At 62.5% G+C, this 25,220-nt stretch carries 23 protein-coding genes; 4 read left to right on the top strand and 19 right to left on the bottom strand.

The window, feature by feature from the left end; genetic code table 11:
• Positions 1–2: 2 nt before the first annotated feature.
• A complete protein-coding gene (locus tag GB927_RS10415) occupies positions 3–677 on the top strand; it encodes a FadR/GntR family transcriptional regulator (RefSeq protein WP_256116715.1) in 675 nt (224 codons plus the stop codon).
• A 49-nt stretch (positions 678–726) separates the two neighbouring features.
• Positions 727–1,941 carry an NADP-dependent isocitrate dehydrogenase gene (locus tag GB927_RS10410; protein WP_256116714.1) on the top strand — a complete coding sequence of 405 codons (1,215 nt, stop codon included), beginning with the start codon at positions 727–729 and terminating at the stop codon, positions 1,939–1,941.
• Positions 1,942–1,983: 42 nt separating this feature from the next.
• Here the strand turns inward: GB927_RS10410 and GB927_RS10405 are convergent, their stop codons facing one another.
• The 10 genes from GB927_RS10405 to GB927_RS10360 all read right to left on the bottom strand — a co-directional run bounded on the left by GB927_RS10405 (position 1,984) and on the right by GB927_RS10360 (position 12,613).
• Positions 1,984–3,099: an ABC transporter ATP-binding protein gene (locus GB927_RS10405; RefSeq protein ID WP_256116713.1), complete on the bottom strand. Its 1,116-nt coding sequence runs from the start codon at positions 3,097–3,099 to the stop codon at positions 1,984–1,986.
• Between the two features lie 47 nt (positions 3,100–3,146).
• On the bottom strand, positions 3,147–4,550 hold the full coding sequence (locus GB927_RS10400) for an NAD(P)/FAD-dependent oxidoreductase (protein ID WP_256116712.1): 1,404 nt from the start codon (positions 4,548–4,550) through the stop codon (positions 3,147–3,149).
• A gap of 2 nt (positions 4,551–4,552) precedes the next feature.
• Positions 4,553–5,416, bottom strand: coding sequence for a PfkB family carbohydrate kinase (locus GB927_RS10395; protein ID WP_256116710.1), 864 nt, complete (start codon positions 5,414–5,416; stop codon positions 4,553–4,555).
• Between the two features lies 1 nt (position 5,417).
• Positions 5,418–6,278: a carbohydrate ABC transporter permease gene (locus tag GB927_RS10390; RefSeq protein WP_256116709.1), complete on the bottom strand. Its 861-nt coding sequence runs from the start codon at positions 6,276–6,278 to the stop codon at positions 5,418–5,420.
• Positions 6,275–7,240 (bottom strand): carbohydrate ABC transporter permease, encoded by a 966-nt coding sequence (locus tag GB927_RS10385; RefSeq protein WP_256116708.1) that lies wholly within the window; start codon positions 7,238–7,240, stop codon positions 6,275–6,277. Before GB927_RS10385 ends, GB927_RS10390 begins: the two co-directional genes overlap by 4 nt.
• Positions 7,241–7,254: 14 nt before the next feature.
• On the bottom strand, positions 7,255–8,580 hold the full coding sequence (locus GB927_RS10380; RefSeq protein ID WP_256116707.1) for an ABC transporter substrate-binding protein: 1,326 nt from the start codon (positions 8,578–8,580) through the stop codon (positions 7,255–7,257).
• Positions 8,581–8,668: 88 nt separating this feature from the next.
• Positions 8,669–9,682 (bottom strand): SIS domain-containing protein, encoded by a 1,014-nt coding sequence (locus tag GB927_RS10375; RefSeq protein WP_256116706.1) that lies wholly within the window; start codon positions 9,680–9,682, stop codon positions 8,669–8,671.
• Positions 9,683–9,850: 168 nt separating this feature from the next.
• Positions 9,851–10,873, bottom strand: coding sequence for a LacI family DNA-binding transcriptional regulator (locus GB927_RS10370; RefSeq protein ID WP_256116705.1), 1,023 nt, complete (start codon positions 10,871–10,873; stop codon positions 9,851–9,853).
• Positions 10,874–10,959: 86 nt separating this feature from the next.
• A complete protein-coding gene (locus GB927_RS10365; RefSeq protein ID WP_256116704.1) occupies positions 10,960–11,364 on the bottom strand; it encodes a ribosomal maturation YjgA family protein in 405 nt (134 codons plus the stop codon).
• A 40-nt stretch (positions 11,365–11,404) separates the two neighbouring features.
• Positions 11,405–12,613 (bottom strand): ATP-binding protein, encoded by a 1,209-nt coding sequence (locus GB927_RS10360; protein WP_256116703.1) that lies wholly within the window; start codon positions 12,611–12,613, stop codon positions 11,405–11,407.
• Between the two features lie 395 nt (positions 12,614–13,008).
• Between GB927_RS10360 and GB927_RS10355 the strand changes: the two genes are divergently transcribed.
• On the top strand, positions 13,009–13,857 hold the full coding sequence (locus GB927_RS10355; protein ID WP_256116702.1) for a MipA/OmpV family protein: 849 nt from the start codon (positions 13,009–13,011) through the stop codon (positions 13,855–13,857).
• 198 nt (positions 13,858–14,055) lie between these two features.
• Here GB927_RS10355 and GB927_RS10350 read toward each other — a convergent pair whose 3' ends face one another.
• The 6 genes from GB927_RS10350 to GB927_RS10325 form a co-directional block, all read right to left on the bottom strand.
• Positions 14,056–14,778: a response regulator transcription factor gene (locus tag GB927_RS10350; protein WP_256116701.1), complete on the bottom strand. Its 723-nt coding sequence runs from the start codon at positions 14,776–14,778 to the stop codon at positions 14,056–14,058.
• Positions 14,779–14,886: 108 nt separating this feature from the next.
• Positions 14,887–15,504, bottom strand: a complete 618-nt coding sequence (locus GB927_RS10345; protein WP_256116700.1) for a methyltransferase family protein — start codon at positions 15,502–15,504, stop codon at positions 14,887–14,889.
• Positions 15,505–15,677: 173 nt separating this feature from the next.
• Positions 15,678–18,743 carry an efflux RND transporter permease subunit gene (locus tag GB927_RS10340; protein ID WP_256116698.1) on the bottom strand — a complete coding sequence of 1,022 codons (3,066 nt, stop codon included), beginning with the start codon at positions 18,741–18,743 and terminating at the stop codon, positions 15,678–15,680.
• Positions 18,743–19,969, bottom strand: a complete 1,227-nt coding sequence (locus tag GB927_RS10335; protein WP_256116696.1) for an efflux RND transporter periplasmic adaptor subunit — start codon at positions 19,967–19,969, stop codon at positions 18,743–18,745. The genes GB927_RS10340 and GB927_RS10335 overlap by 1 nt, the downstream gene beginning before the upstream one ends.
• Positions 19,970–20,092: 123 nt before the next feature.
• Entirely contained in the window at positions 20,093–20,947 is an 855-nt protein-coding gene (locus GB927_RS10330) for a DUF3313 domain-containing protein (RefSeq protein ID WP_256116695.1), read from the bottom strand.
• A 48-nt stretch (positions 20,948–20,995) separates the two neighbouring features.
• Positions 20,996–22,144 carry a patatin-like phospholipase family protein gene (locus GB927_RS10325; RefSeq protein ID WP_305111206.1) on the bottom strand — a complete coding sequence of 383 codons (1,149 nt, stop codon included), beginning with the start codon at positions 22,142–22,144 and terminating at the stop codon, positions 20,996–20,998.
• A gap of 318 nt (positions 22,145–22,462) precedes the next feature.
• Here GB927_RS10325 and GB927_RS10320 point away from each other — a divergent pair, with 318 nt between their 5' ends.
• Positions 22,463–22,663 carry a hypothetical protein gene (locus GB927_RS10320; RefSeq protein ID WP_256116693.1) on the top strand — a complete coding sequence of 67 codons (201 nt, stop codon included), beginning with the start codon at positions 22,463–22,465 and terminating at the stop codon, positions 22,661–22,663.
• On the opposite strand, the gene GB927_RS10315 is transcribed toward GB927_RS10320, so the two are convergent.
• The 3 genes from GB927_RS10315 to GB927_RS10305 all read right to left on the bottom strand — a co-directional run bounded on the left by GB927_RS10315 (position 22,660) and on the right by GB927_RS10305 (position 25,046).
• Entirely contained in the window at positions 22,660–24,048 is a 1,389-nt protein-coding gene (locus tag GB927_RS10315) for a HAMP domain-containing sensor histidine kinase (protein WP_256116692.1), read from the bottom strand. The two genes, GB927_RS10320 and GB927_RS10315, sit on opposite strands and share 4 nt — an antisense overlap.
• A complete protein-coding gene (locus tag GB927_RS10310) occupies positions 24,045–24,800 on the bottom strand; it encodes a response regulator (RefSeq protein ID WP_256116691.1) in 756 nt (251 codons plus the stop codon). Before GB927_RS10310 ends, GB927_RS10315 begins: the two co-directional genes overlap by 4 nt.
• A 99-nt stretch (positions 24,801–24,899) precedes the next feature.
• Complete coding sequence (locus GB927_RS10305) at positions 24,900–25,046, bottom strand: MipA/OmpV family protein (protein ID WP_256116690.1); 147 nt, start codon at positions 25,044–25,046, stop codon at positions 24,900–24,902.
• Between the last annotated feature and the right edge of the window lie 174 nt (positions 25,047–25,220).

Below are 25,220 nucleotides of genomic sequence, written 5' to 3'. Positions count from 1 at the left end.
CCATGCTTGAAAACACCGACGCCACCGTGCTTTCCCGGCTCAGAGACTTCCTTGCAACGGCGCAGCTCGCCGAGGGCGGGCGCCTGCCGCCGGAGCGCGACCTCGCGGAATCGCTGGATGTCGGGCGCAGCGCGCTGCGCAAGGCCTTGGCGACCTTGCAGGCGGAAGGCGTCGTCTGGCGCCATGTCGGCAAGGGGACCTTTACCGGCGAGCGGCCGATCGACACCGTCGCGGATATTAATGCCATGGTGCAGCGGACCAATCCGCTGGAGGTCATGGGTGCGCGCATCGCTTTCGAGCCGGAGGTCGCGCGCTGCGCCGCGCTCAATGCCACGCCGAGCCAGATCGCCGAATTGCGCAGCTGCATGCTGAAGGCGCAGCAGGCGCCGACCTGGCGGCTCTATGAGCAGTGGGACAACCGCCTGCATCGCCTGATCGGCGAATCCTCGCAGAATTCGCTGCTGCTCGGCCTGCTCGACACGCTGAATGCGGTGCGCCGCGCCGTCACCTGGGGGCGGCTGCGCGACACGCCGGTCCGCCCACCGCCGGACCACCATTCCTTCGCGGAACATGAGCGCATCGTCGAGGCGATCGCCAACCGCGACGGCGCTGCGGCAGCGGATGCGATGCGTCGGCACCTGCGCAGCGTCGAAGGCCATATGCGCGATATGCGCTGAACCGAAATCCGAGGAGGGGCGGCAAAAGCAGCCCAAGGGAGAACATGGAATGACGAAGATCAAGGTCGCCAACCCGGTCGTCGAGCTCGACGGCGACGAGATGACACGCATCATCTGGCAGTTCATCAAGGACAAGCTGATCCACCCGTATCTCGACGTGGATCTCGACTATTACGACCTCAGCATCGAGAACCGCGATGCGACGGACGATCAGGTGACGATCGATGCGGCGCATGCGATCCGCAAACACGGCGTCGGCGTGAAATGCGCCACCATCACGGCCGATGAGGGACGCGTCGAGGAATTCAAGCTGAAGAAGATGTGGAAGTCGCCGAACGGCACGATCCGCAACATCCTCGGCGGCGTCATTTTCCGCGAGCCGATCATCTGCAAGAACGTTCCCCGCCTCGTTCCCGGCTGGACCAAGCCGATCATCGTCGGCCGCCACGCCTTCGGCGACCAGTACCGCGCCACCGATTTCAAGTTCCCCGGCAAGGGCAAGCTGACGATGAAGTTCGTCGGCGAGGACGGCAAGGAGATCGAATACGACGTGTTCGAAGCGCCGTCCGCCGGTGTCGCCATGGGCATGTACAACCTCGACGATTCGATCACCGAATTCGCCCGCGCCTCGCTGAACTACGGCCTGCAGCGCAAGGTGCCGGTCTATCTTTCGACCAAGAACACCATCCTGAAAGTCTATGACGGCCGCTTCAAGGACATCTTCCAGGAGGTCTTCGACAAGGAATTCGCCGACAAGTTCAAGGAAGCGAAGATCTGGTACGAACACCGCCTGATCGACGACATGGTCGCCTCGGCGCTGAAGTGGTCGGGCGGCTACGTCTGGGCGTGCAAGAACTACGACGGCGACGTGCAGTCCGACATTGTCGCCCAGGGTTTTGGCTCGCTCGGCCTCATGACCTCCGTGCTGATGACGCCGGATGGCCAGACGGTGGAAGCGGAAGCCGCGCACGGCACGGTGACGCGCCACTACCGCCAGCACCAGAAGGGCGAGGAAACCTCGACCAACTCCATCGCCTCTATCTTCGCCTGGACGCGCGGCCTCGCGCACCGCGCCAAGCTCGACAACAATGCGGAGCTGGCGCGCTTTGCCGACACGCTGGAAAAGGTCTGCGTCGACACGGTCGAATCCGGCTTCATGACGAAGGACCTCGCCCTTCTCATCGGTCCCGACCAGCCCTGGCTCTCCACCACCGGCTTCCTCGACAAGATCGACGAAAACCTCCGCAAGGCCATGGCGGCCTGAGCCATTCCAACAAACGGCGGGGCACCCTCCCCGCCGTTTCGTTCAAGTTGGCGGCAGGACCCGGCAGGCGACGACAGCACCGGCAGCGTCGAAAATGTGGATATCCTGGCGGCGCGGCGTGAAGCGGATGTTCTGCCCGCGCGCCAAGGCGCTCTCGCCATCCGCCTTGACTAGGAATTTTTCGCCGTGGCCGGACAGGTCCACGTAAAGGATCTGCACATCGCCGAGGTGCTCTACCAGATCGATAGTGCCGGAGAAGGCCGGATCGGATGCGTCTTCCCCAGTGGTCCGGGTGTTTTCCGGGCGGATGCCGATGCTGATCGTTTCGCCCTTGGAAAGCCTCCCCTGCCCTTCCTCGATATCGAGGAGAAGACCGCAGTCGAGCTGGCAGCGCGCGACCTCGCCCGAGCGGTCGATGATCTTTCCCTTCAGGATGTTCATGGCCGGCGAGCCGATGAACTGGGCGACGAACAGGTTTGCGGGTTTCCTGTAGAGTTCGGTCGGCGTACCCATCTGTTCCACATAGCCGTCCTTGAAGACGACGATGCGGTCGGCAAGCGTCATCGCCTCCACCTGGTCATGGGTGACATAGATCATCGTCACATCAGGCATGCTCTGCTTCAGCTTGGCGATCTCGATGCGCGTTGCAACGCGCAACGCCGCGTCGAGGTTGGACAGCGGCTCGTCGAAGAGGAAGACGCGCGGATTGCGCACGATCGCGCGGCCGATCGCGACGCGCTGCCGCTGTCCGCCCGATAGCGCTTTCGGCTGTCTTTGCAGATATTTGTCGAGTTGCAGGATCCCAGCGGCGCGGCGCACGCGCGTGTCGATCTCGGCCTTCGGCATGCCGGCGATGCGCAGACCGAAGGCCATGTTCTCGTAGACGGTCATGTGCGGATAGAGCGCATAGGACTGGAATACCATGGAGATGCCGCGCTTGGAGGGCGCGACGGCATTCATCCGCTCGCCGTCGATGACGAGGTCGCCGGAGGTGATGCTCTCGAGGCCGGCGATGGAGCGCAGCAGGGTGGATTTGCCGCAGCCGGACGGGCCGACGAAGACGATGAACTCGCCCGATTTTATGTCGAGGTCGATGCCGTGCAAGACTTCGAGATCGGCATAGGCCTTGCGGATGTTTCTCAGTGACAAATCGACCATCGTTCCCATTCCATTTTCTTGATTTCACCCTTGCGGGCAGCGCGCCGTCAGGGGGCGAGCCCGGCGAGGAACCGCGTCAGTCGATCCGGTTTCCGGTTGAGGATTTCGAGATCGTTCTTTCGCCGAATGGCCCGGCGCACGACCTTCGCGCCGACATAGCGGAAGGGTTCGGGCGGCAGCTTGGTGCGGTTGTCAAGGCCGACCAGTCCGCATCGGGACCAGGCGTCGTCGCGGCCGAGAACGAGGCTCGCCATGATACGGCCGGCGATGGGCGCCTGCGCAATGCCGGTGCCATTAAAGCCCATGGCGTAGAAGATGTTCGCGTGGTCCTTGAGATGTCCGAAGACCGGCAGGTGCTGCGCCGTGCAGTCGATCGGGCCGCTCCAGTCGTAGAGAACGGGCACGTCCTTAAGCTGCGGATAGACCCGGTGCAGTTCGCGGATATTGTCCGCCCCCGCATCGCCGCTGCGGTTGAAACGACCGTCGATGTGATCCCGATAGGCGATGCCGCCCGTGCCGCGCCCGAAGATGACGTTGCCGGCCGGCGTGCGCTGATAGTAGAGCACATGATGCTGCGCATCGCAGATCGACGCTCCATCGACCCAGCCGATCCGCTCCAAGATACCGGTCGCCGGCGCGGTGGCGATGACCTGGCTGCTGACCACGTAGAGATAGGGATGCAGTTCCGGGATGGCGGAGAGCCAGGCGTTCGCGGCAAGCACGACCTTGCCGGCGAACAGCGCGCCCTTCACTGTGCGCAATTGCGGTCGCGGACCCGGGGCGATTTCGATGACTGGGCTGTGCTCGTGGATGACGATACCCTTGGAAAGGGCGAGCTGGCGCAGGCCAAGGGCGAGTTTTGCCGGCTGCACAGTGCCCGCCCTCCCCTCCATGATACCGACATAAGATGCGGCAGAGCCGGTGCGGCGCAGGATTTCGGCACGCTGAAGCGGCTGGAAGCGCGCTTCGCCCAACGCACGGCTGAGGGCCTCGGCTTGCGCCCATGCACCTTCCTGCGCAGTCGAACTTGCCGTCCACAGCCAGCCGTCGAGCCTCAGGTCCATGTCGATGGTGCCGGAGGCCTGCAAGCCTTGCAATTCCTCGATAGCATCAGCGGTCGCCCGGCACAGCATGAGCGCGTCGTCCTCGCCGACAAGTGCGCGCAGCATGTCGATTTCGGCAAACCAGGTGTGGACCTGCCCGCCGTTGCGGCCGGAGGCGCCGGAGCCGCAGAAATCCGCTTCGAGCACGGTCACCTCCGTCTGCGGAGACTGTTCCTTGATTCGGAGCGCCGTCCACAGGCCGGCATAGCCGCCGCCGACGATCGCCACGTCGCAGGTCTCGCTTCCCGACAAGGGCGCGGTGACGGCGTCCGCATCGATGCTTTGCAGCCAGAAGGAGCGATCCGCCTTCGCCGCCGTCACGGGCGGCCTCATCGTGATGGTGTTCATGCTCAGGCCCTCTGTGCCGTGCGGATGACGCTGTCGTATTTGTCGAGCAGCCATTGCGGGATCGCGAGGACCGGCTGGGGAAAGCCGCCGAGATGGGTGCAGGTTTCCGCAGCCTCGGCCGCGGCTCGTTCAAGGGCGGCTTCTTCCGACTGTTTCTCGAACAGGCGCGACACGACGAAACTCGCGATGAACCTGTCGCCCGCGCCGCAGGTGTCGACCACGGCCACCGGCACTGAGCCCGCGGAAAACAGGACGCTGCCATTGTGATAGAAGGAGCCGCGTTTACCGCAGGTGATCACGACCTGGCGCGCGCCCGCCGCCTTGAACCGCGCAATCAGCGGCTCGACCGGTTCGGACGGATCGTCCGGGCCGGAGGCGAAAACCAGCGGCACGCCTTCGAGAGAAAGGTCGAAATGCCGCGTGGAGACGTCGATGCTGAACGGCGCGCCATCCGCGACGAGCCGGCGGACCAGCCGTTCGCTGGAATTGGTGCCGAGATGCACCCAGTCCGCATGGAGCAACGCGGCGTAGCGCTCGGGGCTTGGGACATAGTCCTCGCCGACGCCGAGGGATTCGAGGAGAAAGCGCCGCTCGCCGGCATCGTCGGTCAAAAGCGTCACGGCCGAAGAGCCAGGGCGTATTTCGACATCCGCCCGGTCGAAGCCCACGTCCTCGATGGCGCCGAACATGATTTCGGCTTCTTCGTCCGGCCCCAGCGCGCCAAAATAGCGGGCGTTCAGTCCTTGCCGCCGCCATTGCACGGCGACGTTGAGGGCATTGCCGCCCACGGTGACGAAACCCTTGGTGAGATAGGCGTCGAGGCAATTGTCGCCGACGGCGATGAGGGTGGGATTGGCGTTGTTCATACTATTTCCCGATGCCCTCGGCCAGTCCTCGGATGAAGAAACGCTGGGCCGCAAAGAAGGTAATGACGATGGGAAGTGCGGAGAGCGTCATCGCCGCGAAGACGATGGCATAGTTCGTCCCATGCTTCGCCATGATGGAGGTAAGGCCGACGGGCAGCGTCTGGAGGTCCGCGCCGCTGGTGAAGATCATTGCGAAGAGATATTCGTTCCACGCGAAGAGCACATGCAGGATCACGCAGGACACCAGGATCGGCTTGCAGAGCGGCAGCGTCACGCGCCAGAAGATCTGGCCTTCACTGGCGCCATCCATGATGGCCGCCTCGTCCAGATCGCGCGGCAGCCCGAGCATGTAGGCGCGAATGAGGAAGGTCGTGAAGGGGATGCGGAAGGCGGTGTAGAGGATGATCAGCGCCCAATAGGTGTTGTAGAGGCCGAGATCCTGCATCATGCGCACCAGCGGGATGACGGCGACCGTCGGGCTCAGCATGAGGCCGCCGAGCACGATGCCGACGAAGAACGGCTTTCCCGGCAATTTCGAGCGGGTCAGGCCATAGGCTGTCCAGGCGCTGACAAGCACCGTGCAGACAGCCGAGCCGAGCGTGACGATGACGCTTGTCGCGATATAGTTCCGGATACCCTGGTTCCAGGCCGAAATATAGTTCGCAATGCTGAAGCCGCTCGGCAGCGCGAAGGGGTTGCCGAAGATTTCGGCATTGGTCTTGAAGCCGTTCGTCGCCATCCAGAACAGCGGATAGAGCACAACGAAGCCGAGGCTGATGAGGAAGGTGACGAGGCAGGTCTTCGCGAGCACGGCGACGAAGTCTGTGCGTTCGGTTTCCCGCGGGTGATGGGAGACGCTCACAGATCGACCCTCCGTCTCTTGGTGTACCAGAGCTGCGCGAAGCCGGTGATCAGCGTGATGACGAAGATGACCGTTGCGATGGCCGCGCCATAACCGAAGTCGTTTTCGATGAAACCCTGCTGGTAAAGCCATGTGCCGAGCACCTGGCTGCTGTTGTTGGGCCCGCCGCCGGTCATCACCATGACCTCGTTGAAGACCTGGAAGGCGCCGGTGATCGTGACGATCACCATGAGACCCGTCATTTCGCGGGTGAGCGGAAAGGTAATGTTCCACAGGCGCCGCCAGGTCCCTGCCCCGTCCATGATCGCCGCATCGTAGAGTTCGCGCGGGATCTTCTGGATCGCAATGGCGAAGAGCAGCGTCGAATAGCCGAAACCCTGCCACTGGCTCATGGCGATGATGGCGTAGATCGCGGTGCCTTCCTCGCCGAGCCAGGCGCGCGACCACTCCGCAAGCCCGATCTGCGTCAGTGCGGAATCTAGGAGGCCGATATCGGGTTGATAAATGAAATAGAACAGGAGGCCGGTGACGGTAATCGAGATGGCCGAGGGCACGAAATAGACCGCGCGCCAGAACCGGCGCCATCTCTCTTCGGTGAGCCCCTCGATGAGTGCCGCCAGCACGAAGGCGCCGAAAACCTGGAAGACGACGGAGATGACGGCATAGAGCGTGTTGTTGACGATCGCCGTCCAGAAGACCGGATCGCCTTGCAGGCGACGGTAATTGTCCAGTCCGATGAAGGCGGTCTCGCCGGTGAAGATGTCCTGGTTCTTCGTGCTGACGATGAAATTGTCGATGATCGGGTAGTAGACGAACCAGAGGATCAGGACGAAGGCGATGAGGACCCAGCGGAACGACAGGACCCCGGCGATCGGGCCGAACCGGTCTTTCTCGACCCGGCTCGGCCCGGTAAAGCCGATTTTGGCGGCTTCACCTTCGTGTTCATGCTTCATGACAGCCATTGCCGGCCCTATCCTTATTTGGACGAAGCCGCCGCTTCCTTGACGCGTTCCATGACCTCTTCGGGGCTCATGGTGCCGCCGACCAGCGCCTGCAGGCCGGAAAGCCAGGCAGCCGCTACGCGCGGCGGATTGGCCGTATCGAGCCAGGGCATGAGATAGGAGGAATCCGCGATCACCTTCAGGCCACCGACGACGGCCGGGTTCATGCTGTCGGCGGAATAGCCGCCGACGGTCGCACTCGGCTGGCCGTAGGGCGGCGCAGAGAGAACCTTGCCGTTTTCAGCCGAGGTGACGAAACGCATGAAATCGATTGCGAGCGGAATGTTCTTCGAGGCTGCGCTGATCATGTAGCCTTCCGGCGCGCCCTCGATGGATTTGACGTCGCCCTTGGCATCGGCAGGCGCCGGCAGCTTGAAGAAACCGAAATCCTCCCGCTTCAGCGCGCCTTCGGCCGTTGCCTGGTCGAACTCGATGATCTCCTGATAGTACATGGCGGCCTTGCCGCTGCCGAACTGCTGTATGGCCGAGGCATAGGACGAGCCGTTCGTGCCCGATCCGTCCGAGCACTCATCGATCAGCTTCTTGAACTGCGTCAGGCTGACGACATAACCGGGATCGGCATAGTCGGCCGTGGCCGGGACGAAATCCTTTTCGAGCGTCGCCTGCGGCACGTTGTAGGCGAGCAACTGGCCCGCATAGTGCACGCCCGGCCAGCCTTCCTTGTTGCCGAAGGAGACCGGCGTCACACCCGACTTGCGCAGCGTCGCGCAGGCGGTCAGCAGTTCGTCAAAGGTCTTGGGTTCGGAAACACCCGCCTTTTCGAACAGGCTCTTGTTGTAGCCCATAAACTTGGCGTCGAGGTAGAGCGGAATGCCGTAGAGCTTGCCGTTGTACTGGAAGGCGGAGACCGCAGCGGTGGCGAGCGTCTTGCCCCACTCGGTGTCCGGGCCGATGACCGGCGTCAGGTCCACGGCGCGGTTGCCGCGTACGAAATTCTCGCCCCAGCTTCCCGTCCAGGTGAAATAGACATCCGGCAGCGAATTGGACGCGACGAGCGCCTTCGTCTTGCCCTTCACGCTGTCGTCGCTCTCCTGGATGAGTTCGACCTTCACGTCCGGATGAAGCTTTTCATATTCCTTGGCCGCATTGACGAAGAAGGGGGAAAGCTGCTGCAGGCCGAATTTCGTCAGCACGCTGACCGTGCCCGAATATTCGACCGTCGCGCTGGGGTCGGCCACGACCGGATCGGCCGCAGAAGCGCTGGCGACAGCGCCGATGACGAATGCGGCGACGGCAAGCGATCCGAGGCTCGTCGTGCTCAAGAACGTGTTGGCTTTCATTTCGCAGTTCCTCTCTGTTGTCTTTGGTTTCTTGGGGCATGCAAAAATCTGGAGCCCGGTCCGGCGTCACCGCCGGACCGGGAAAAACTCAATATTCGACGCGCTTATAGTAGCGGCGCGTCGTCAGCGGATGGTCGCGCAGGACTTCCAGATGGGCGCTCAGGCGCTCCAGCATCGTGGCCAGGATGACCGGGGAAATCAGGCTGCGGGTCTTCGCGGAAACGCCGGGAAGGCTGGCGGAGGCCGCATCCAGCACGCGCACCTTGTCGGTGTAGCGCTTGGCGAAACTTTCCACCCGGTCGGTCAGCGGCCGGCAGGCATCCTCGCCCTTGAAGATGAACAGACTGACGCCCGGTTCGACGAGCTCCAGCGTGCCGTGGAAGAAGTCGGATGCCTGGACCGGACGGGTGCGGATCCACTGCATTTCCTCAAGGATGCACATGCCGTAATAGTGCGCTTCCGGCCAAACGGAGCCTGCACCCGTGAAGATGTGGTAAGTCTCGTCCTTGATGTCGTTAGCGAGCGCGGCGGCATCCGCCTCGTAGCTTTCCTTCACCGCGACCAACAACTCAGGCAGAAGCTTAAGTTCGGCGACTGTCGCGTCGAAATCGGGGTATTCGCCGCGCTCGGCGAGAAGGGCCAGCACGATGATCAGGGTTTGCAGATAGAACGATTCCGAAGACGTGTCGTCTTCGGCGAAATTGGTGAAATTGTAATCGGCGTCGCGGCCGAGCGGCGTGTCCTTGTGGCCGGTGAGCGACAGCGTCCTCACGCCCCGCTCCTTCAGGAAGGCGAGAAGCTGCACGCTTTCCTTGGTCGTGCCCGACAGCGAGGGAAGCACGACCAGTGCCTTCTTGTTGAGGCCGGCCGGCGGCTCCAGGACGACCTGCGCGGAATAGGCCGCCGAGACCGGAAACACGGTCGAAACGCGCGCAAGCTCGATGGCCGGCTGGGTGAGGAACTGCACGCCGCCGGTCCCCATGAAGAAAATGCGTTCCAGACCGTCGTTGAGCAGATCGCGCATCAGCGCGCGCATATCGTCGGCGATGGCGACTGCGCCGCTTTGTATCTTCACAAAGCGATCTCTATCGAAGTTGAGCATTAGAACCTTCCCGTTTTGCGCTCCGCCAAATCGCCGTCAAATCGCGACGGCGTCTGCGCGAAAATGATCTTTGAGACGATGTGAGATCGATCTCACATCTATTACCGCACAAGAATTTTGCGCTGGCAAGTAGGGTTCCAGAATTTTTTCAGGACTTGTGTACGACGCTCAGCCGTCGCTTCGCCGGCTGACAGAGCCGCGCACTATCAGTTTGGTTTCAAAGCGGATTTTCTGTGGCGGTTCGTTTTTGCCGGAGAGCCTGTCGAACAACAGGCGCGCCGCCGCACGGCCGATTTCCGAGACTGGCTGCGAGACGACGGTGATCTGCGGATCGGTGAACGTCGCCAGATTGAAGTCGTCGAAACCGATCAGCGAAACGTCGTGCGGAATGGAAATGCCCATGGAGCGGAAGGCGAGAAGAGCCCCTTGCGTCATCAAACTGTCGACCGTGAAAAGTGCCGTCGGCGGGCTCTTCTGGCTAAAGAGGCGGATCGTCGCGTCGACCGCATGTTCCACCGTGGATTGCGAGACGGAGACCATCCGGTCGTCCGGCGCAATGCCGGCCGCGGCGAGCGCTGCCTGATATCCGCTCATGCGCTCACGCGAGGTGAAGATGCGCATGTCGTCCTGCAGCAGGCCGATGTGACGGTGGCCCATCGCGATGAGATACTCGACGGCCTTGCGCGCGCCACCCTCGTTGTCGACGAGAACGTTGTCGCAATCGACGCCCTCGGCGACGCGGTCGATCAGCACCAACGGCACATTTTCCGCAATCAGGCCCTGCAAATGAGCGTTGTTGTCGGCCGATGTCGGCGCGACGATGAAGCCGCGGATGCTGAGCGACTGGAGGCTCGCCAACAGGGAGATTTCCTGCGCCAGTTCTTCCTCGCTGCTGCCGATGACGAGATTGTGCCCACGCTCGCGGGCGAGCACTTCGATATCGTGCGCGATGCGGGCGAAGAACGGGTTCTGGATATCGCCGAGGATGCAGCCGACGATCGGCAACTGCCCGTTGCGGAGCGCCTGCGCCAGGCGGTTGCCGCGATAACCGAGCTGTTCCGCCGCCGCCTGAACCTTCTGCGCGGTCTCGTCGCCGACATAACCATAACTGTTCAGGGCGCGGGCGGCGGTTGCGCGCGACACATTGGCCAGCGCCGCCACATCCTTCAAAGTCGCCGGTTTTCGAACCATTTCACCCTTCGCGATCACACAAGCAGGATTCTCCTTGTAGCTTCGGGTGACCGCTTCGCATAGGTCACGGCGCCGCGGAAAAGCGATCAGGACTTGCCTTGTATTTCCCTCTCTCGTGCGGAGCTCAGCAAATTCACGCCAAGGACAAGCGCCGCACCCATGGCGTAGGCCAGAATATCCCACCAGTCCGGCGTCGCGCCAAAGACGATGCGGAGGATTCGGTTGGGTATCTGCACATCGAAGCTGGTCAGAAGGAGTTGCACCAATTCCACCGCGACGCCGATGGCGAAGGCGATGGCAGCTATCGAGCATGCTCGCGCCTTTACGAAGGCCCGTATGGCGTAAAAGACCCATCCCACAGCCAGTACATCGCCGAGAAAGCTGCGAACCCAGCCCAGATTCCGGCCGAACGTCGCCAGCAACACCAAAACCACGAACAGCAGAGCAGCGCGCACGAAAGACGCGGGATCGAAGCGTAAACTCATGGTCATGATCTAGCCCGCCCGGGTGCGGCTGTCGAGTTCCCCGCCTTCAGGTCGGGATTGCAATCCGTGCGATCAACCCGTTCGGATGCCGATCGAGCAGCTCCAGTTTCCCAGCGTGGTCCTGCACGATCTCGGCGACGATGGAGAGGCCGAGGCCGAAGCCGACGTTGGTTCCTCCGCGGGCCGCATCGACCTTGTAAAAGGGTTCCAGCACCCGGCTGCGATGCTCGGCGGGAATGCCGGGGCCGTCGTCGGCCACGTCGATCGTCGCCATACCCGCGCTTGCGCCGAGCTCGACGCGAACGCTACTGCCGAACTTGGTGGCGTTCTCGCACAGGTTCGTCACCGCGCGCGTGATCGCGAGCGGCTTGAAATTCGCGATCAACCGAGCGGGGCCGCGATAGGTGATGTCATGGCCAATGTCCTCGAATTCGTCGCACACCGTCTGGATGATCGAGGCGAGGTCGGCGCGTTCAAACGCTTCGGTCCGGTGGTTGTCGCGCAGATAGCTGAGGCTTTCCTTCAGAAGACGATCGATGCGCTCGACATCGGCGAGAAGGGCCTCCCGCACCTCCTCCTGGTCCACGCGCTCGACGCGAAGCCGCAGCCGGGTGAGCGGCGTGCGCAGATCGTGGCTGACGCCGCGCAGCATTCTTGTGCGCGAATCAACCATCGTCGAGATGCGTCTTTGCATGCCATTCAGCGCGCGTGCCAAAGCCACGATCTCCTCGCTTCCACGCTCCTCGAACAGCGCCGGGCCGACAGAGAGATCCGCCCGCATTGCCGCCGCCGCAATGCGGCGCAACGGACGCGTGATCGTCCAGACAGCGAAGGCGGAAAACAGAATCATCAGGATGACAACCGCGAGAAGGTAGTTGGAACCCAAATTCAAGGCATCGCCGCGCAGGAAAGGCCCCGGCAAGCTTTCCAGAACCAGCATCTCGCTATCGTCGATCTTGGCGGCGATGATGCGTTTGCCGTCGATGAAGGTTCGCCAGCCCCCAAGCGGCTCCGCGCCGTCGTCCGGGGGGAACAGCCAGTCCACGACCACGTCGACAAAGGGCTCGGTGGGCGACGATGTGGTGAACTGCTGCGACAGGGAGAGAGGACGAATCGAGAATTTCCAATCGCCGCGATTGGCGATCTCCAGAATGGTCACGCGTTCCGATGGCTTGGCTTCAGCCAGCACCGAGCCGATCGCGGAGACGCGCTCGGAAATATTTTCGAGGTCGATGATCTTGAAGTCCGAACGCATCCAGCGCTCCAGCGCGGAGCCGGCGGAGATGACCATGACGAGGGCGAGAAAGACGATGATCGTGATCTGTCCATGAATCGTCGAAATCAACTTGGATAAGCGAAACCTCAACGCGCCTCCTCGCGCAGGCCTTCGCCGCGCACAAACTCTGCCTGTCCAACCGACCCTGTCATCGATAGGGTAATGGAAACAGGTCCGCGCGGCCAAACTGCGTTACGTTTTGTGTCGATTTATTAAGGCCGGCCGGACATCCGCTGATCCGACGCCATCGCCCGCCGGCAACAAACCGTAACACAACAACATCCAGTCCAATCCTGATCCATGAAAAGACAAGGAGGTTGCACACACGGTTCGCCGCTGCGGCCGGCATCCCGTGTCAAATCACTGGAGCACTCATGTTTTGTACCAAGTATATCGACTGGCGCCTTACCCGGAGCGCGCTGTTCGTCACGTTCACATCGCTCGGAACGGCATCCACCGTGCTGGCTGCCGATGCCAGCCTCGCGGACCAGGCACAGGAGCCGCCCTTCGACCAGGAGCGGTTCAACAACGAGGCCGTCAAACCGAGCTGGAGCCTCATCATCGGTGCCGGCGGCATCTACGAACCGGAATATGAAGGCAGCGACGAGTTCAAGGCCAGCCCCGTTCCGCTCGTCATCTTCACCTATGGCGAATGGCTGGAGATCGATCCGACAGGCGCAACCATTACCGCGCTTCGCAACGGCGGCTTCTCGCTCGCGGGCAAGGTCGGTTATGAAACCGGGCGCGACCAGGATGACCATGACCGCCTGAATGGCCTCGGCGACATCGATTTCGCCGCAACCGTCGGTGCCAAAGCGGCCTATACCTGGAACGCCTTCGAGTTCTACGCAACGCTCGACCAGACGATCGAGGGAAGCGAAAGCCTCATTGGAACGGTCGGCGTCGAGTATTCGGCGCCCGTGACCGAACGGCTGATGGTCAGTGCCGGGGCGGAGGTTGTCGTTGCCAACGACAAGCACATGCAGGCCTATTTCGGCGTAAACGCCGCACAGGCGGCCGCATCCGGCCTTTCCGAATACAAGGCGGAAGCCGGCATCAAGCGCGTCAACGTATCGGCCTCCGCCACCTATGGGCTCAGTGAAGACTGGTTCGTGCGGGGCGAGGCGGCGCTGGGCATCCTGACCGGAGACGCCGCCGACAGCCCGATCGTGGAAAAGAAGCTTCAGCCCTCGGCCTCGATCTTCGTCGGCTACAAATTCTGATTGATGCGATCAAAGAAGCCGGAGCAATTCCGGCTTCTTGCCCAAGACAACGGCCAGGACCAATCGACATTCAGTTCAGGCCGGGCCGAAAATCGTGAGTTTCCGCGATCAGGAGCGCAGCGTACTTTTGGTACGTGAGCACCGGAAGCGCGGAAAATTGCCGTTTGCAGACCGGCATGGGCTGAATGTCGATTGGCCCTAGGATTGCTCGACCCGGGCGGTGAACATGTAGCCGCCGAGCCGCACCGTGTGCAGCAGTGCCGGCGTTTTCGGGTCCACTTCGATCTTCTGGCGCAGCCGGCTGATATGCACATCGATGCTGCGCTCGATCGGTCCGGCAAGGCCGCTATGGGTCAGGGACAGAAGCTCCTCGCGGGTGATGATCCGGCCGGGATTCCGGCAAAAAGCCAGCAACAGATCGAACTCCGTCGTGGTCAGCGCCACCCTGGCATTGCTCGGATCATGCAGCTGCCGGCGCAGCGGATCGATCTGCCAGCCATCGAAGCGCAGCTTGCGCTGATCGACATTGTTCGCCAGGCCGTAGGACGCCCGCCTCAGAAGGCTGCGGATACGGGCAACGATCTCCCGGGGGCTGAAGGGTTTGGTGACATAGTCATCGGCGCCCACTTCCAGCCCGACGATGCGATCGATCTCTTCCCCCAGCGCCGTGAGCAGGATGATCGGCGTGGTCTTCTCCGAGCGGATGCGCCTGCAAATGCTGAGGCCATCCTCGCCGGGAAGCATCACGTCCAGAATGATCAGGTCGAATTCGTTGTTGCGCAGCAGGGATTGCATCACCCGCCCGTCTTCCGCGACGGTCGCGATCATCCCGCTCTCCTGCACCGTCAGCGCGAGGAGACTGCCGATCTCCGGATCGTCTTCGACAATCAGGATTCTTGCATTTGCGGAACTCGATTGCATTCTCGTCTTCCCAACCTGAACGCGCATATAATGCTTATCACGCGGGCGACAAACATTTCGCTTTGTTATGTTTTGTTGCGAGGAAATGGGGCGACTGCGCGGCAGGTGCTAGAACGGCAATGTCCAGAAGACCGGCAGCAATTCCGCCGCCTGCCCCAGCTTGATGAGCTCGATGCCCAGCCAGGCGGCCAGGAAGACGGCGCCGTCCTTCAGGCCGCTGACGGCTTTGACGGAGCGCAATGGGGTATCGTCGGCCTCCCGCCAGAGCGAGAAATCCGGCAGGAGCCTTGGTGTTACCTGGCGATAGTGCTCGAAGCTGTGGCCATAGCGGCCGGCGAGGAAGGCCTCTTCGCCCCGCATCGCCATGTCGAAGGCGAAATAGGCGATGCCCGTCATCGCGACCATCGACAACAGGCTCTCGGTCTGCGCCCCGAGCCCGGCAATCCCGATCAGGCTGAACAGGTAAAGGGGATTGCGGGTGATCGAATAGGGGCCGTCGGTGACGAGCTCGGCATTCTTGCGGCCGCCGATATAGAACAGCGACCATACGCGGCCGGCAATGGCCGTGAAGATTGCCAGCAATCCCGTCAGCTCGAAGAGGGAGTTCACAAGCGGTGCACCGGGAGGCGACGCCGTCACGGCCAGCAGTGCGAACGCGACGGCGCCGAAGAGGCGGAGCGTATTGATGCGGTATTGCTGCAGGAAGGGAGTACGGACCTCAGCCATGATCCGCCTCCCCTGCCCGCTTGCCCGTACTTGGGTGCAGTTTCCGTGATCGGCAAACGATGAAGAGCATGTCGCAACATCCGTGCTTGAAGGAAAGTCGATGGATTTCCTTCCCACGGGCGGGATCGCGCCGGCTTAAAGATTTGTTTCGACGGATTAAGAAGTTGTACGCCTTATTGCGTCTCGGCTGGACGGACCATCGGCCCGAACGTCCGGCTCACGCGATCACCCAGGCCGGACATGACGAGGTGCAGCGACGGGATTACGATCAGCGACAGCACCGTGGACACCAGCAGCCCGCCGATGACGGCAATCGCCATTGGCGCGCGAAACTCGCCGCCATCGCCCAGTCCGAAGGCGGAGGGCGCCATTCCTCCCACCATCGCGAGCGTCGTCATGACGATGGGGCGCACCCGCTCCAGGCAGGCCTCGACGATGGCCTCCGTGCGGGAAAGCCCATGCGCCTCGCGCTCGATCGCGAAGTCGAGCAGCATGATGGCGTTCTTGGTGACGATACCCATCAACATGAGGATGCCGATGACCACGGGAAGCGACATGGCATTTCCGCTGAAGAGAAGCCCGGCGGCAACGCCGCCGATCGATAGCGGAAGGGAGGCGAGGATGGTCCATGGCGCCAAAACGCTGCGAAACAGCAGGATCAGCACGATGAGAACCAGCATGATGCCCGATCCCATCGCCACGAAGAAACTCTCGAAGACATCCCCCTCGGAATCGGAATCGCCGGTGGCCTGAAGGCGGACACCTTCTGGGAGGGCCTTCACGCTCGCCAACTGCATCAGCCGGTCGAGGCCCTGTCCCGATGTCATGCCGTCCTTCAGGTCCACGCCGATCTCGATCCGGCGCTGGCGATCGAAACGATCGATCGCGGCGACCGTCTCGTCGAAGCTGATGTCGGCGACGGCGGACAAGGGGATATGGTTGCCCTTGTCTGATGGCACGGACAACATTTGCAGGATCGGAAGCCGGTCGCGTGCGCCAGGCGAGAGCACGACGCGTATGGGGATCTGGCGGGAGCCGTCGATGAAGCTCGCCAGCCTGCTGTCCGTGTCGCCGATCGTCGAGAGGCGGATCGTGTCGGCGATCGCGGCGGGCGTTACGCCAAGCAGCGCTGCCTTGTCGGTCAACACGGACATCCGTAGTTCCGGGCGCGTGGCGACGTTGTCGCTTGCGGGCTTGACGAAGCTCGGCTCGCCGGACATTTCGTTCAGGATGGCATCGGCGGCCTGTTGCACCGCCTCTCCATCGCTTCCCAGCACCGCGAAGGACAGGTCGCGACCGCCACGATTGTTGAGGAACCTCAAGCGCACGTCGGCGATGGAGGCAAGCTTGTTTTCCATGTCCGCCTCGATGGCGAAGGAGGAGCTGTCCCGCTTCGTCTTGTGCACGAGGTCGATGAGGATCACCGCATAGCGCAGATCCTGCTGCCCGTTCATGCTGGCCCCCGCGCGTGCGAAAACACCCTCGACCTCGAGGAATGCACCCGCGCGAGCCGCGATCTCATCGGTGACGGCGCGGGTCTCTTCCAATGTCGCGCCGGGCGGCAGTTCCACGGTGAGCGTCAGCCGGCCCATGTCCTCCTCCGGCAGGAAGGCCGTCGGCACCGATGCAAGCGACATGACGGAGAGCGCGAACAGGCCGAAGGCGCCACCGATCGTCGCCCATCGCCACCGAAGGCTCACCCTCAACAGGCTCTGGTAGGCCCGCAACAGGCGGCCGTCGCGCGACTCCGTCCGCGGATGGCCGGTCATGAAATAGGCGGCGAGGATGGGTGTTATCAGCCGTGCGACCAGCAGGGAGAAGAACACCGCAATGGCGACGGTCAGGCCGAATTCGCGAAAATAGAGGCCGACGATGCCGCTCATCAGCCCGACGGGCGCAAAGACCGCGATGATGGTCGCAGAGATCGCGATGACGGCAAGCCCGATTTCGTCGGAGGCATCGAGCGCTGCCCGATAGGCGGACTTGCCCATGTTGCGATGGCGGACGACGTTCTCGATCTCGACGATCGCATCATCGACAAGGATGCCGGTCACCAGCGTGATGGCCAGCAGGCTGAGGATGTTAAGCGAAAAGCCGAGAAGGTCGATCGCGAAGAAGGTCGGGATGATCGACAATGGCAGCGCCACGGCGGCAACGATGGTCGCCCGCCAGTCGCGCAGGAACAGGAAGACCACGACGATGGAAAGTGCCGCACCCTCCAGCAAGGTGTTCATCGCCGAGCGGTAATTGCCTGTCGTGTAGGAGACATTGTCATCCACCAGCCGGAACTGGACGGCCGGGTTCTTCGCCGCCAGTTCCGCGACGGCGGCCGCGACAACCTCGGCAACGCCCACCTCGCTGGCACCCTGCGAGCGCGAGACGGCGAAGCTCACGATCTCTTCACCGTCCAGGGTCGCAAAGGACCGCGGCTCGGCGATGGTGTCGCGAACGCTTGCAATGTCCGCAAGCCGAACGGAACTGTCGCCCGCCAGCGCAAGGCGCCGCTCGGCCAGGCTCGAAACCGTCTCGGCGGAGGCGGCGGTCGTCAGCACCTGTTCGCGGCCGTTGATCTCTTGTCGCCCGCCCGATCGCTCGAGCTGGCTCTGGCGGATCGTTTCGTTGACCGCGCCGGCGGTGAGTGCCAGCGCCTGCAATTTGTCGGCATCGAGTTCGACGCGGATCTCGCGGTCGCCGCCACCGATGCGTTCGACACGGCTGACGCCGCGCAGTCCCTGGAGATCGCGCGCCACCACGTCGTCGACGAACCACGACAGGTCCGAGACCGTCATGTCCTGGCTGAAAACGGCGTAGGTGACGACGGACTGGGCTTCCTCTTCCAGCCGTTCGATCACGGGCTCGTCGATACCATCGGGCAGGTCGCCCCGCACGCGCGCCACCGCATCCCGCACATCGTCCATCGCGCGGTCGGGCGAGACCAGGCCGAGCTCGAACTCGACGGTGGTCACGGAGCGGCCCTGATCGACCGTCGATGTCAGTTCCTTCACCGCAGGCAGGGACGCGACCGCGTTCTCGATCGGCCGCGTGACTTCGGTTTCGAGCTCGACCGGCGTGGCGCCTGACTGCTCGACGGTGATGCGCACGAGCGGGGTGACGATCGCCGGGAAATAAGTCACGGGCAGCCGGGAGAAGCTGTAGAGCCCGGCAACGGTCAGCACCACGAAGAGCAGGAAAGACGGCAGCGGGTTCCGAATGGCCCAGGCCGAAATGTTGGCGTTCATCACCGGATCTCCCTTGTTTCATCAACGCTCGGCAGCGAGGCGGCCAATCTGTCCACGGGAGCGGCATCCAGCGTGGCGACGACCGGCTGCACCCTGTCCTGCGCCTTGAGGAACCCGCCCGCTTTCAGGACCACCATCTCCCCGTCATCGACGCCCTGCGTGATCTCCACCAAGCCGTCCTGACGGGCACCCACCGTGACGGGCCGCACATCCACAGCACCTTCCGTCACGACGAAGATCGTGTCCGCGCCGCGCACGGTTTTCACCGCGCTGCCCGGAAGAAGAATGTTTTGGCGTTCGGAAACATCGATGCGTCCCTGCGCGAAAACGCCGGGTGTGAGGCCTTCCCGCCTGTCGAGCGCGATATGCACCTGACCGCTGCGGGTCGCGGGATCGAGCTGCGCGGCCTTCAGCCTCAGCGTGCCGGAAACGGGGTCCTCGTGGCCGGGAAGCGTCACGTCGGCGCGCATGCCGTTTTGCAGGCGAACGAAATTCGTTTCCACCACGGAAGCGACGAATTCCATGCTCCCCTCTTCCGCGATGAGGAACAGCGGCGTGGCGGTGTCCGAGGTCATCGCGCCGAGGCGTGCCGTGCGGCTGAGGATGAGCCCGGCCATCGGAGCCCGCACCGTGCTGCGCTCGACCGTCAGCTCGATTTCCGCGCGTTCGCGGGTCACCAAAGCAGCTTCCGCCTCCGCAAGGGCCAGAGACTGGCGCGCCAGGCCCAGTTCGGCGGCCGCCCTCTCATGGGCGTTGCGATGCTGATCCAACACCTGTTGCGAGATGACGTTTCTGGCATGCAGCACGCGGCTGCGCTCGAAAACGCTGGCGGTTTCCGCTTCCGTCACCCGCGCCACATCCACCCGGGCCGCCTCTACGGCGACGGCTGCCGTGGCGCGCAGCATGCTGACGGCATTGCGATCGAGCCGCATCCGGGCGTCGGTCGTGTCGAGCACGGCGAGCGGCTGACCCTTTTCGACATACTGCCCGACCTCGACGAGAATCTGCCGTATCTCCTGCCCCTCGATGAAGGAATGCACCTGCACTTCCTCGCGCGAAACCACCGAGCCTATGACGGAAACCTGCTCGGTCACCGTGCTCTGCCGGGCAACGACGACCGTTACCGGCATCTGCTCCTGGGCTTTCAGCGTCACGGGGCAAGACAGCAGCAGGACGCCCAGCAGCAGACGGGCGCGCGTTGAATGTGAGCTGGATTTCTCACGCATGAAACCACCTTCCGATTGATCCGAAGGCACATCGCCCCGGCATGATCCGGATCAAAGGCTACCGATCCAGGACGCTGCCGGTGTTTCATCGCATTACGAAAGATTGCGTTTGGGCAGCGCGTGCTAGCGTTTCTGCTCCGCGCCCGCCTTGTCGGTCCAGGAGGGCGGCATGCCGAGTTGCGCGCCGGCAAAATTCTTCAGGCCGGGCGCCCGGCCGAACCGTTCGCATGCAAGATATTTGGGCTTGCCGCCCAGATTGGATTTCAGCTTCTGCGAGGACGGCAGCTTCGGCAGGCCCTTGAACGGCGTCTTGCCCGTGACGAGCATCTTTGAAAAATCGTTGCCGAAACTGCTTGCGAGCGAATAGGCATCGCCGACCTGGGACACCCGCGCATCCGTGGTCAGGGAATTCGCACCCTTGGCCCAGACCATGGCGCCGAGCTGCTTACCCTCCCTGGTCGTCGCCTCGGCCTCGACGGCGAGCCCACCGAGGCCGAAGGGCAGTCTCGGCACGCTCACGGGAAGCACGAAGGAGGAGCCGAGCGAGGCGACCGTCGAGACGCCGGCGACCGTGGGATTGGTCGGCACGATGCGGACAATGGTGGCATGGACGACGAGGTCCGCATCCTCCTTCCGCTCGACGACCGCGAACCGGTCGCTGACGCCGATGCACAGCGCGCGGCTGATGGCGTTCGCCACCAGGGCTTGTTCCGAGGATTTTTGGGTCGACAGTGCGGCGGTCGGCGAGATCCGGGTCGGCTCGATGTAGACCGTGCGGATCGTGCCGAGGTCACCGGGCACGGCCTTATACTTCGCCTTTCTCAGGCGCCCGTCGACCGGCGTGAGGCCTTCATAGGATGCCAGCGAATTCGCCTGCTCCAGCGGCACCGAGGCGCACCCGCCAAGGATCGACACGACGAGGCAGGGCAGAAGCGCGGCACCGAACACTCGGTGCTGGCCAAGGGAAAGAGGTAGCATTTTCAGTCTCCTGTCGGTATTTTTTAAAGTGAGGACGGGCCGGTGCATTTATGGCGCCTGCTCCAACGGCTGGGCGATCCTCAACGGCTCGCTGAAGGACGGCCTGTCTTTCCACAGGCTGCCGCTTGCCGCTTTTGCATAACCAAGATTGTAGACGGCGCGCATGTAGTTGGTGTTGAACGGGTCGGTCATCTTGTATGGGACCTGCGTATCTATCGAGGCCACATGAAACCGGATGCCGGTCTTCTGGGCATAGACATAGGTGGCGAGCAGCGCGCTGCGCGTCTGCGCCTTGATGAGAGCGGAATTCGCCCGCGCCATGACGGCAAACGTGTTGTTCGTCGTCGTCGAGAATTCCGGAATGAGCGTATTGTTGACGATGATGAACATGTTGAACTTGAAGCCTTTTGGCCAGTCGACCTTGTCGGAGCTTGCCATCCAGCCTTCGGGGATCGTGAGGATCTGGGAGGCCGAACCGCCGTCGGAATGCATCTCCTCGAATGCCCTGCCCTCGGATGTCGCCTTGATGAGGACGGCGGGATAGAGGCCGGGGATGCTTGCCGAGGCGATGATGACGTCCTGGAACAGTTTCAGGGCATCGGCCCGGCCGCTATTGGCGATGGCGCCCATGTTCCAGATCACCGCCCGCTGGGAATCGAGGTTCGAGGTCAGGACAAGCAGGCGCCGACCCTTGCGATGCTCCGCAGCGATCTTCGCCAGAATGTCGCGCGTCAGGTAGCGCTCCACCATCGTGCGAAGCGGCGCCTGCTTCAGGAGGCTCGCGCCGAGCAGGCCCTTCGGCAGGAAGTCCGCATCGATCAGCTCTTTTGCGACGCCGCTCGTATAGAGGTCGACGAGGGTGTCGTCGTAGGCGGAGCCGAGGAAAGCGTAAGGCGCAATTAGCGCGCCCGTGCTGACACCGCTGACGATGTCGAACTGCGGTCGCCCGCCCTTATCCGACCAGGCCTTCAGCGCGCCGACGCTGAAGGCGCCGCCCGCGCCGCCACCGGACAGGACGAGATAGTTGATTTCGTTGCGGGCCGGGACCGGCAGCCAACCCCGCGCATCGGGCAGGTCTCGCCCGGTATCCGCATAGATGCGGATATGCTCGAAGCCCTCGATCGTCGCGTTGGCCGCGGCACGCGGCCCGTAGGCGATGCGGTCCGGCGCCACGCAGCCGGCGAGGAAAACCAGCATGAGGATGGCAATGCATCGAAGCACGTTCACCGCTCTCAGGTGAAGAAAGAAAACGGCTGTCGAGCGCCGATAGAGCTTTGGTTTTCAGCCGCAGCAGGCCGCCGTTGTGTCATGCCAAACTTCCTTCGAAATCGCATCTGATGGCATTAGGTCTGATTCATCATTGCCTTGGGTTTCGTGTTGTTAAGAGATATTGGCGCGCACCGGCTTTTGGCGCCTGGCAACAAAACTTCACCAAACGCCTTGGTTTCGTCCCCGTTTTGACATCGCGAGGTTTTGTGCCGCGGCTATCCAAACGGCAGCAGAACGGAGATCACGATGACCGAGCGCGAAATGACGATAGCGGAGATCCTGAAGGACCCGCTCATCCGGCAGGTGATGCGGGCAGACGGAGTATCCTTGAGGCAGATGCGGCAACTGCTGCGCGACGCAGCCCGTGCCCGGACGGCCGAGAGGCATGCCTGCGCCTTTCCGGGGATGGTCGCACGGGAGAAGGCTTCGCCAAGGCCGGAGGCTTAGGCGATGGCCTTCCCTTTGGCGACGAAGCGCGTGCTGGTTTGAACCGAGATGGCCTGGATCGCCGGCAGATGTATCGTCACGCGCAGGCCATGCGGCAGGATATTCTCCATTGCGAGCGAACCGCCATGGCCTTTTATGACTTCGTCCGCGATCGAAAGTCCTAATCCGAAACCGCTATTGGAATTCGGCGACCGCGCCTCGTCGGCCTTGAAGAAGGGCTCCAGCACTTTTTCTTCAAGTCCTTCTTCAAGGCCGGGGCCGTTGTCGCTCACGGTGATCACTGCGCCGCCTTGCGGATTGCTGCGCAATTCGACGCTGACGACCGTGCCGAACCGCACCGCATTTTCCACGATGTTGGTGATCGCGCGGACAAGCGCTTTTTGCCGGCACAGATATCCAAGCCGCTCAGGCCCGCTATAGCGCACCGTATGGCCAAGATCCCAGAATCCCGAGGTGATCGTCTGCAAGAGGCTGGAAATGTCGACCTTTTTCATCGGCTCGGCGGTCGCATTGCTGCTCAGATATTGCAGGCTTTCCTCGATCATGGTGGTCAGCGTTTCGATATCCGCGAGCATCGCGTCCCGTGACGCGGGGTCCCTGGAGCGCTCGACGCGCATGCGCAGCCGGGTCAGCGGTGTTCGCAGATCGTGGCTCACGGCCGTCAGCATCCGCGTCCGGTCATCGACCATCTTACGAATACGCCGCCGCATGTTGTTGAGCGACGTCGCGAGCGTATGAAGTTCCTTGGCGCCTTCGGCCGTGAACAACTCGTCCTCGTTGTCGTCGAGACGCAATCTTTTCGCCGCATCCGCAAAGCGCACGAGAGGCGAAGTGATCATGCGCCCCATGTAGAGCACCAGCAGAAGCATCGGCAGCATCAGGATGGTGAGCTTGGCGACAAATTCCAGAACCAGGCTGAGAAACGACGGGGAATTGTAGGCCTTGGAGAAGCCGATCACGAGGGCACGCTTGGCATCAAGGCGCACCGCCACCGAATTGTGCCGCTCGCTTCCCGGCGGGTTTTGCAGCGCCACTGCCTCGAAATCGTCAGGCAGGAGGCGGCGCAGCTCGTCCGAGACCGCATGGGTATCCTCCGCGCGCGCCTGCGCTTCGCTCGCGGCGCTCCACGGCACGACCGTCAATTCAAGGCCGAGAGGCGCGCTGGAGCGCACCAGGTCCTGGACCTCGGGATTGTCGCCCGCATTTCTGAACTGCGTGACGATCATCTCGATTTGCGTGCGCCTGACCATCAGCAGCTTCTCATTGTAGAAAATGAGAGGCTCGGGAAGCATGGCAATGATAAACACGATGATCACCGGGATCGGAAACAACGCCACTGCTATGAACTGCCACCGTATGGACGCCTTGCGAAAGCGGTCGATCATGTCTCTACCTCCACCTCCGGCGTGAAGATGTAGCCGCCGAGGCGAACGGTTTTAATGAAAGTCGGGTCCTTGTAGTTCGGCTCTATCTTCTGGCGGACGCGGCTGACATGCACGTCGATGCTGCGCTCTACAGGCCCGGCGGATCCGGCATGTGTGCGGGTCAAGATGTCCTGCCGCGTCATGACGCGCCGCGGGTTCTGGCAGAAGACGAGCAGCACATCGAATTCCGCCGTGGTGAGCGACACATGCACGCCGTCGCTGTCGGTCAGTTCGCGGGTGACGGGGTCGATCCGCCAGCCGGCGAATGTCATGCTTTCCAGGCTCGGCTTAACCTGCATCGAATAGGACGAACGCCGCAGGAGCGCCTTCACTCTTGCCAGCAACTCCCTGGAATTGAACGGCTTGGTGACATAGTCGTCCGCGCCCAGTTCCAGCCCGACGACCCGATCGATTTCTTTCGAAAGGGCGGTCAGCATGAGGATGGGTATCGTATCGGACGACCGGATTCGCCTGCAGATGCTGAAGCCATCCTCACCCGGCAGCATTCCATCCAGGATGATAAGCTGGAACTCCTTCTTTCTCAGCAGGCGGTCCATGTCGAGCGCCGAACCGACCGCCTCGGCGGCGTATCCAGCCTCGCGCATAAGCTCGATGAGCATGCTCGCGATATCGCGGTCATCCTCGACGACGAGGATGCGGGCGGACGCCTGGGCGAGAACATTGCTCGCAGTGTTGTTCATGACCTCAGCCATTCCTGTCGCCCTCCCGGCAAAGACTATCCCGCCCGCCATCGTGGCTGTCAGCAACAATTGTGTTTATTTTTGTTGCTGCGGCTCTCTCGCTGCCGCGCCTCAGAACTTGTAGCCCACCAACATCATGACCGACGGCTGGGTGTCTTTCTGGACGATGGGGCTGTTTTTCGCACCGCCGGTCAGGATGACGAGTTCCGTCTGGCTCCTGACGAACCAGTTGCCCGTCTGTTTTATCTCGGAAGACAATGTTCACTCCTGGGTGCGTTAGCATTCTGCAGGCCGGAGGAGCCGCGGGGCGGACATTGGTGGGGATTCGCTTTGGGATGGGTTTTGTCTTGTTAAGAGATGTTTCTCCCATGCCTGCCGAGGCAACAACTCCGAGCAAACGTTAATAAGTCTTAAAACCATCCGGCCGGGGGA

This window comes from Shinella lacus (genome assembly GCF_010994755.1).
Classification (GTDB): Bacteria; Pseudomonadota; Alphaproteobacteria; order Rhizobiales; family Rhizobiaceae; genus Shinella; species Shinella lacus.
The sequence above is the reverse complement of the archived record's forward strand: the minus strand, read 5'-3'. Positions and strand labels throughout refer to the sequence as shown.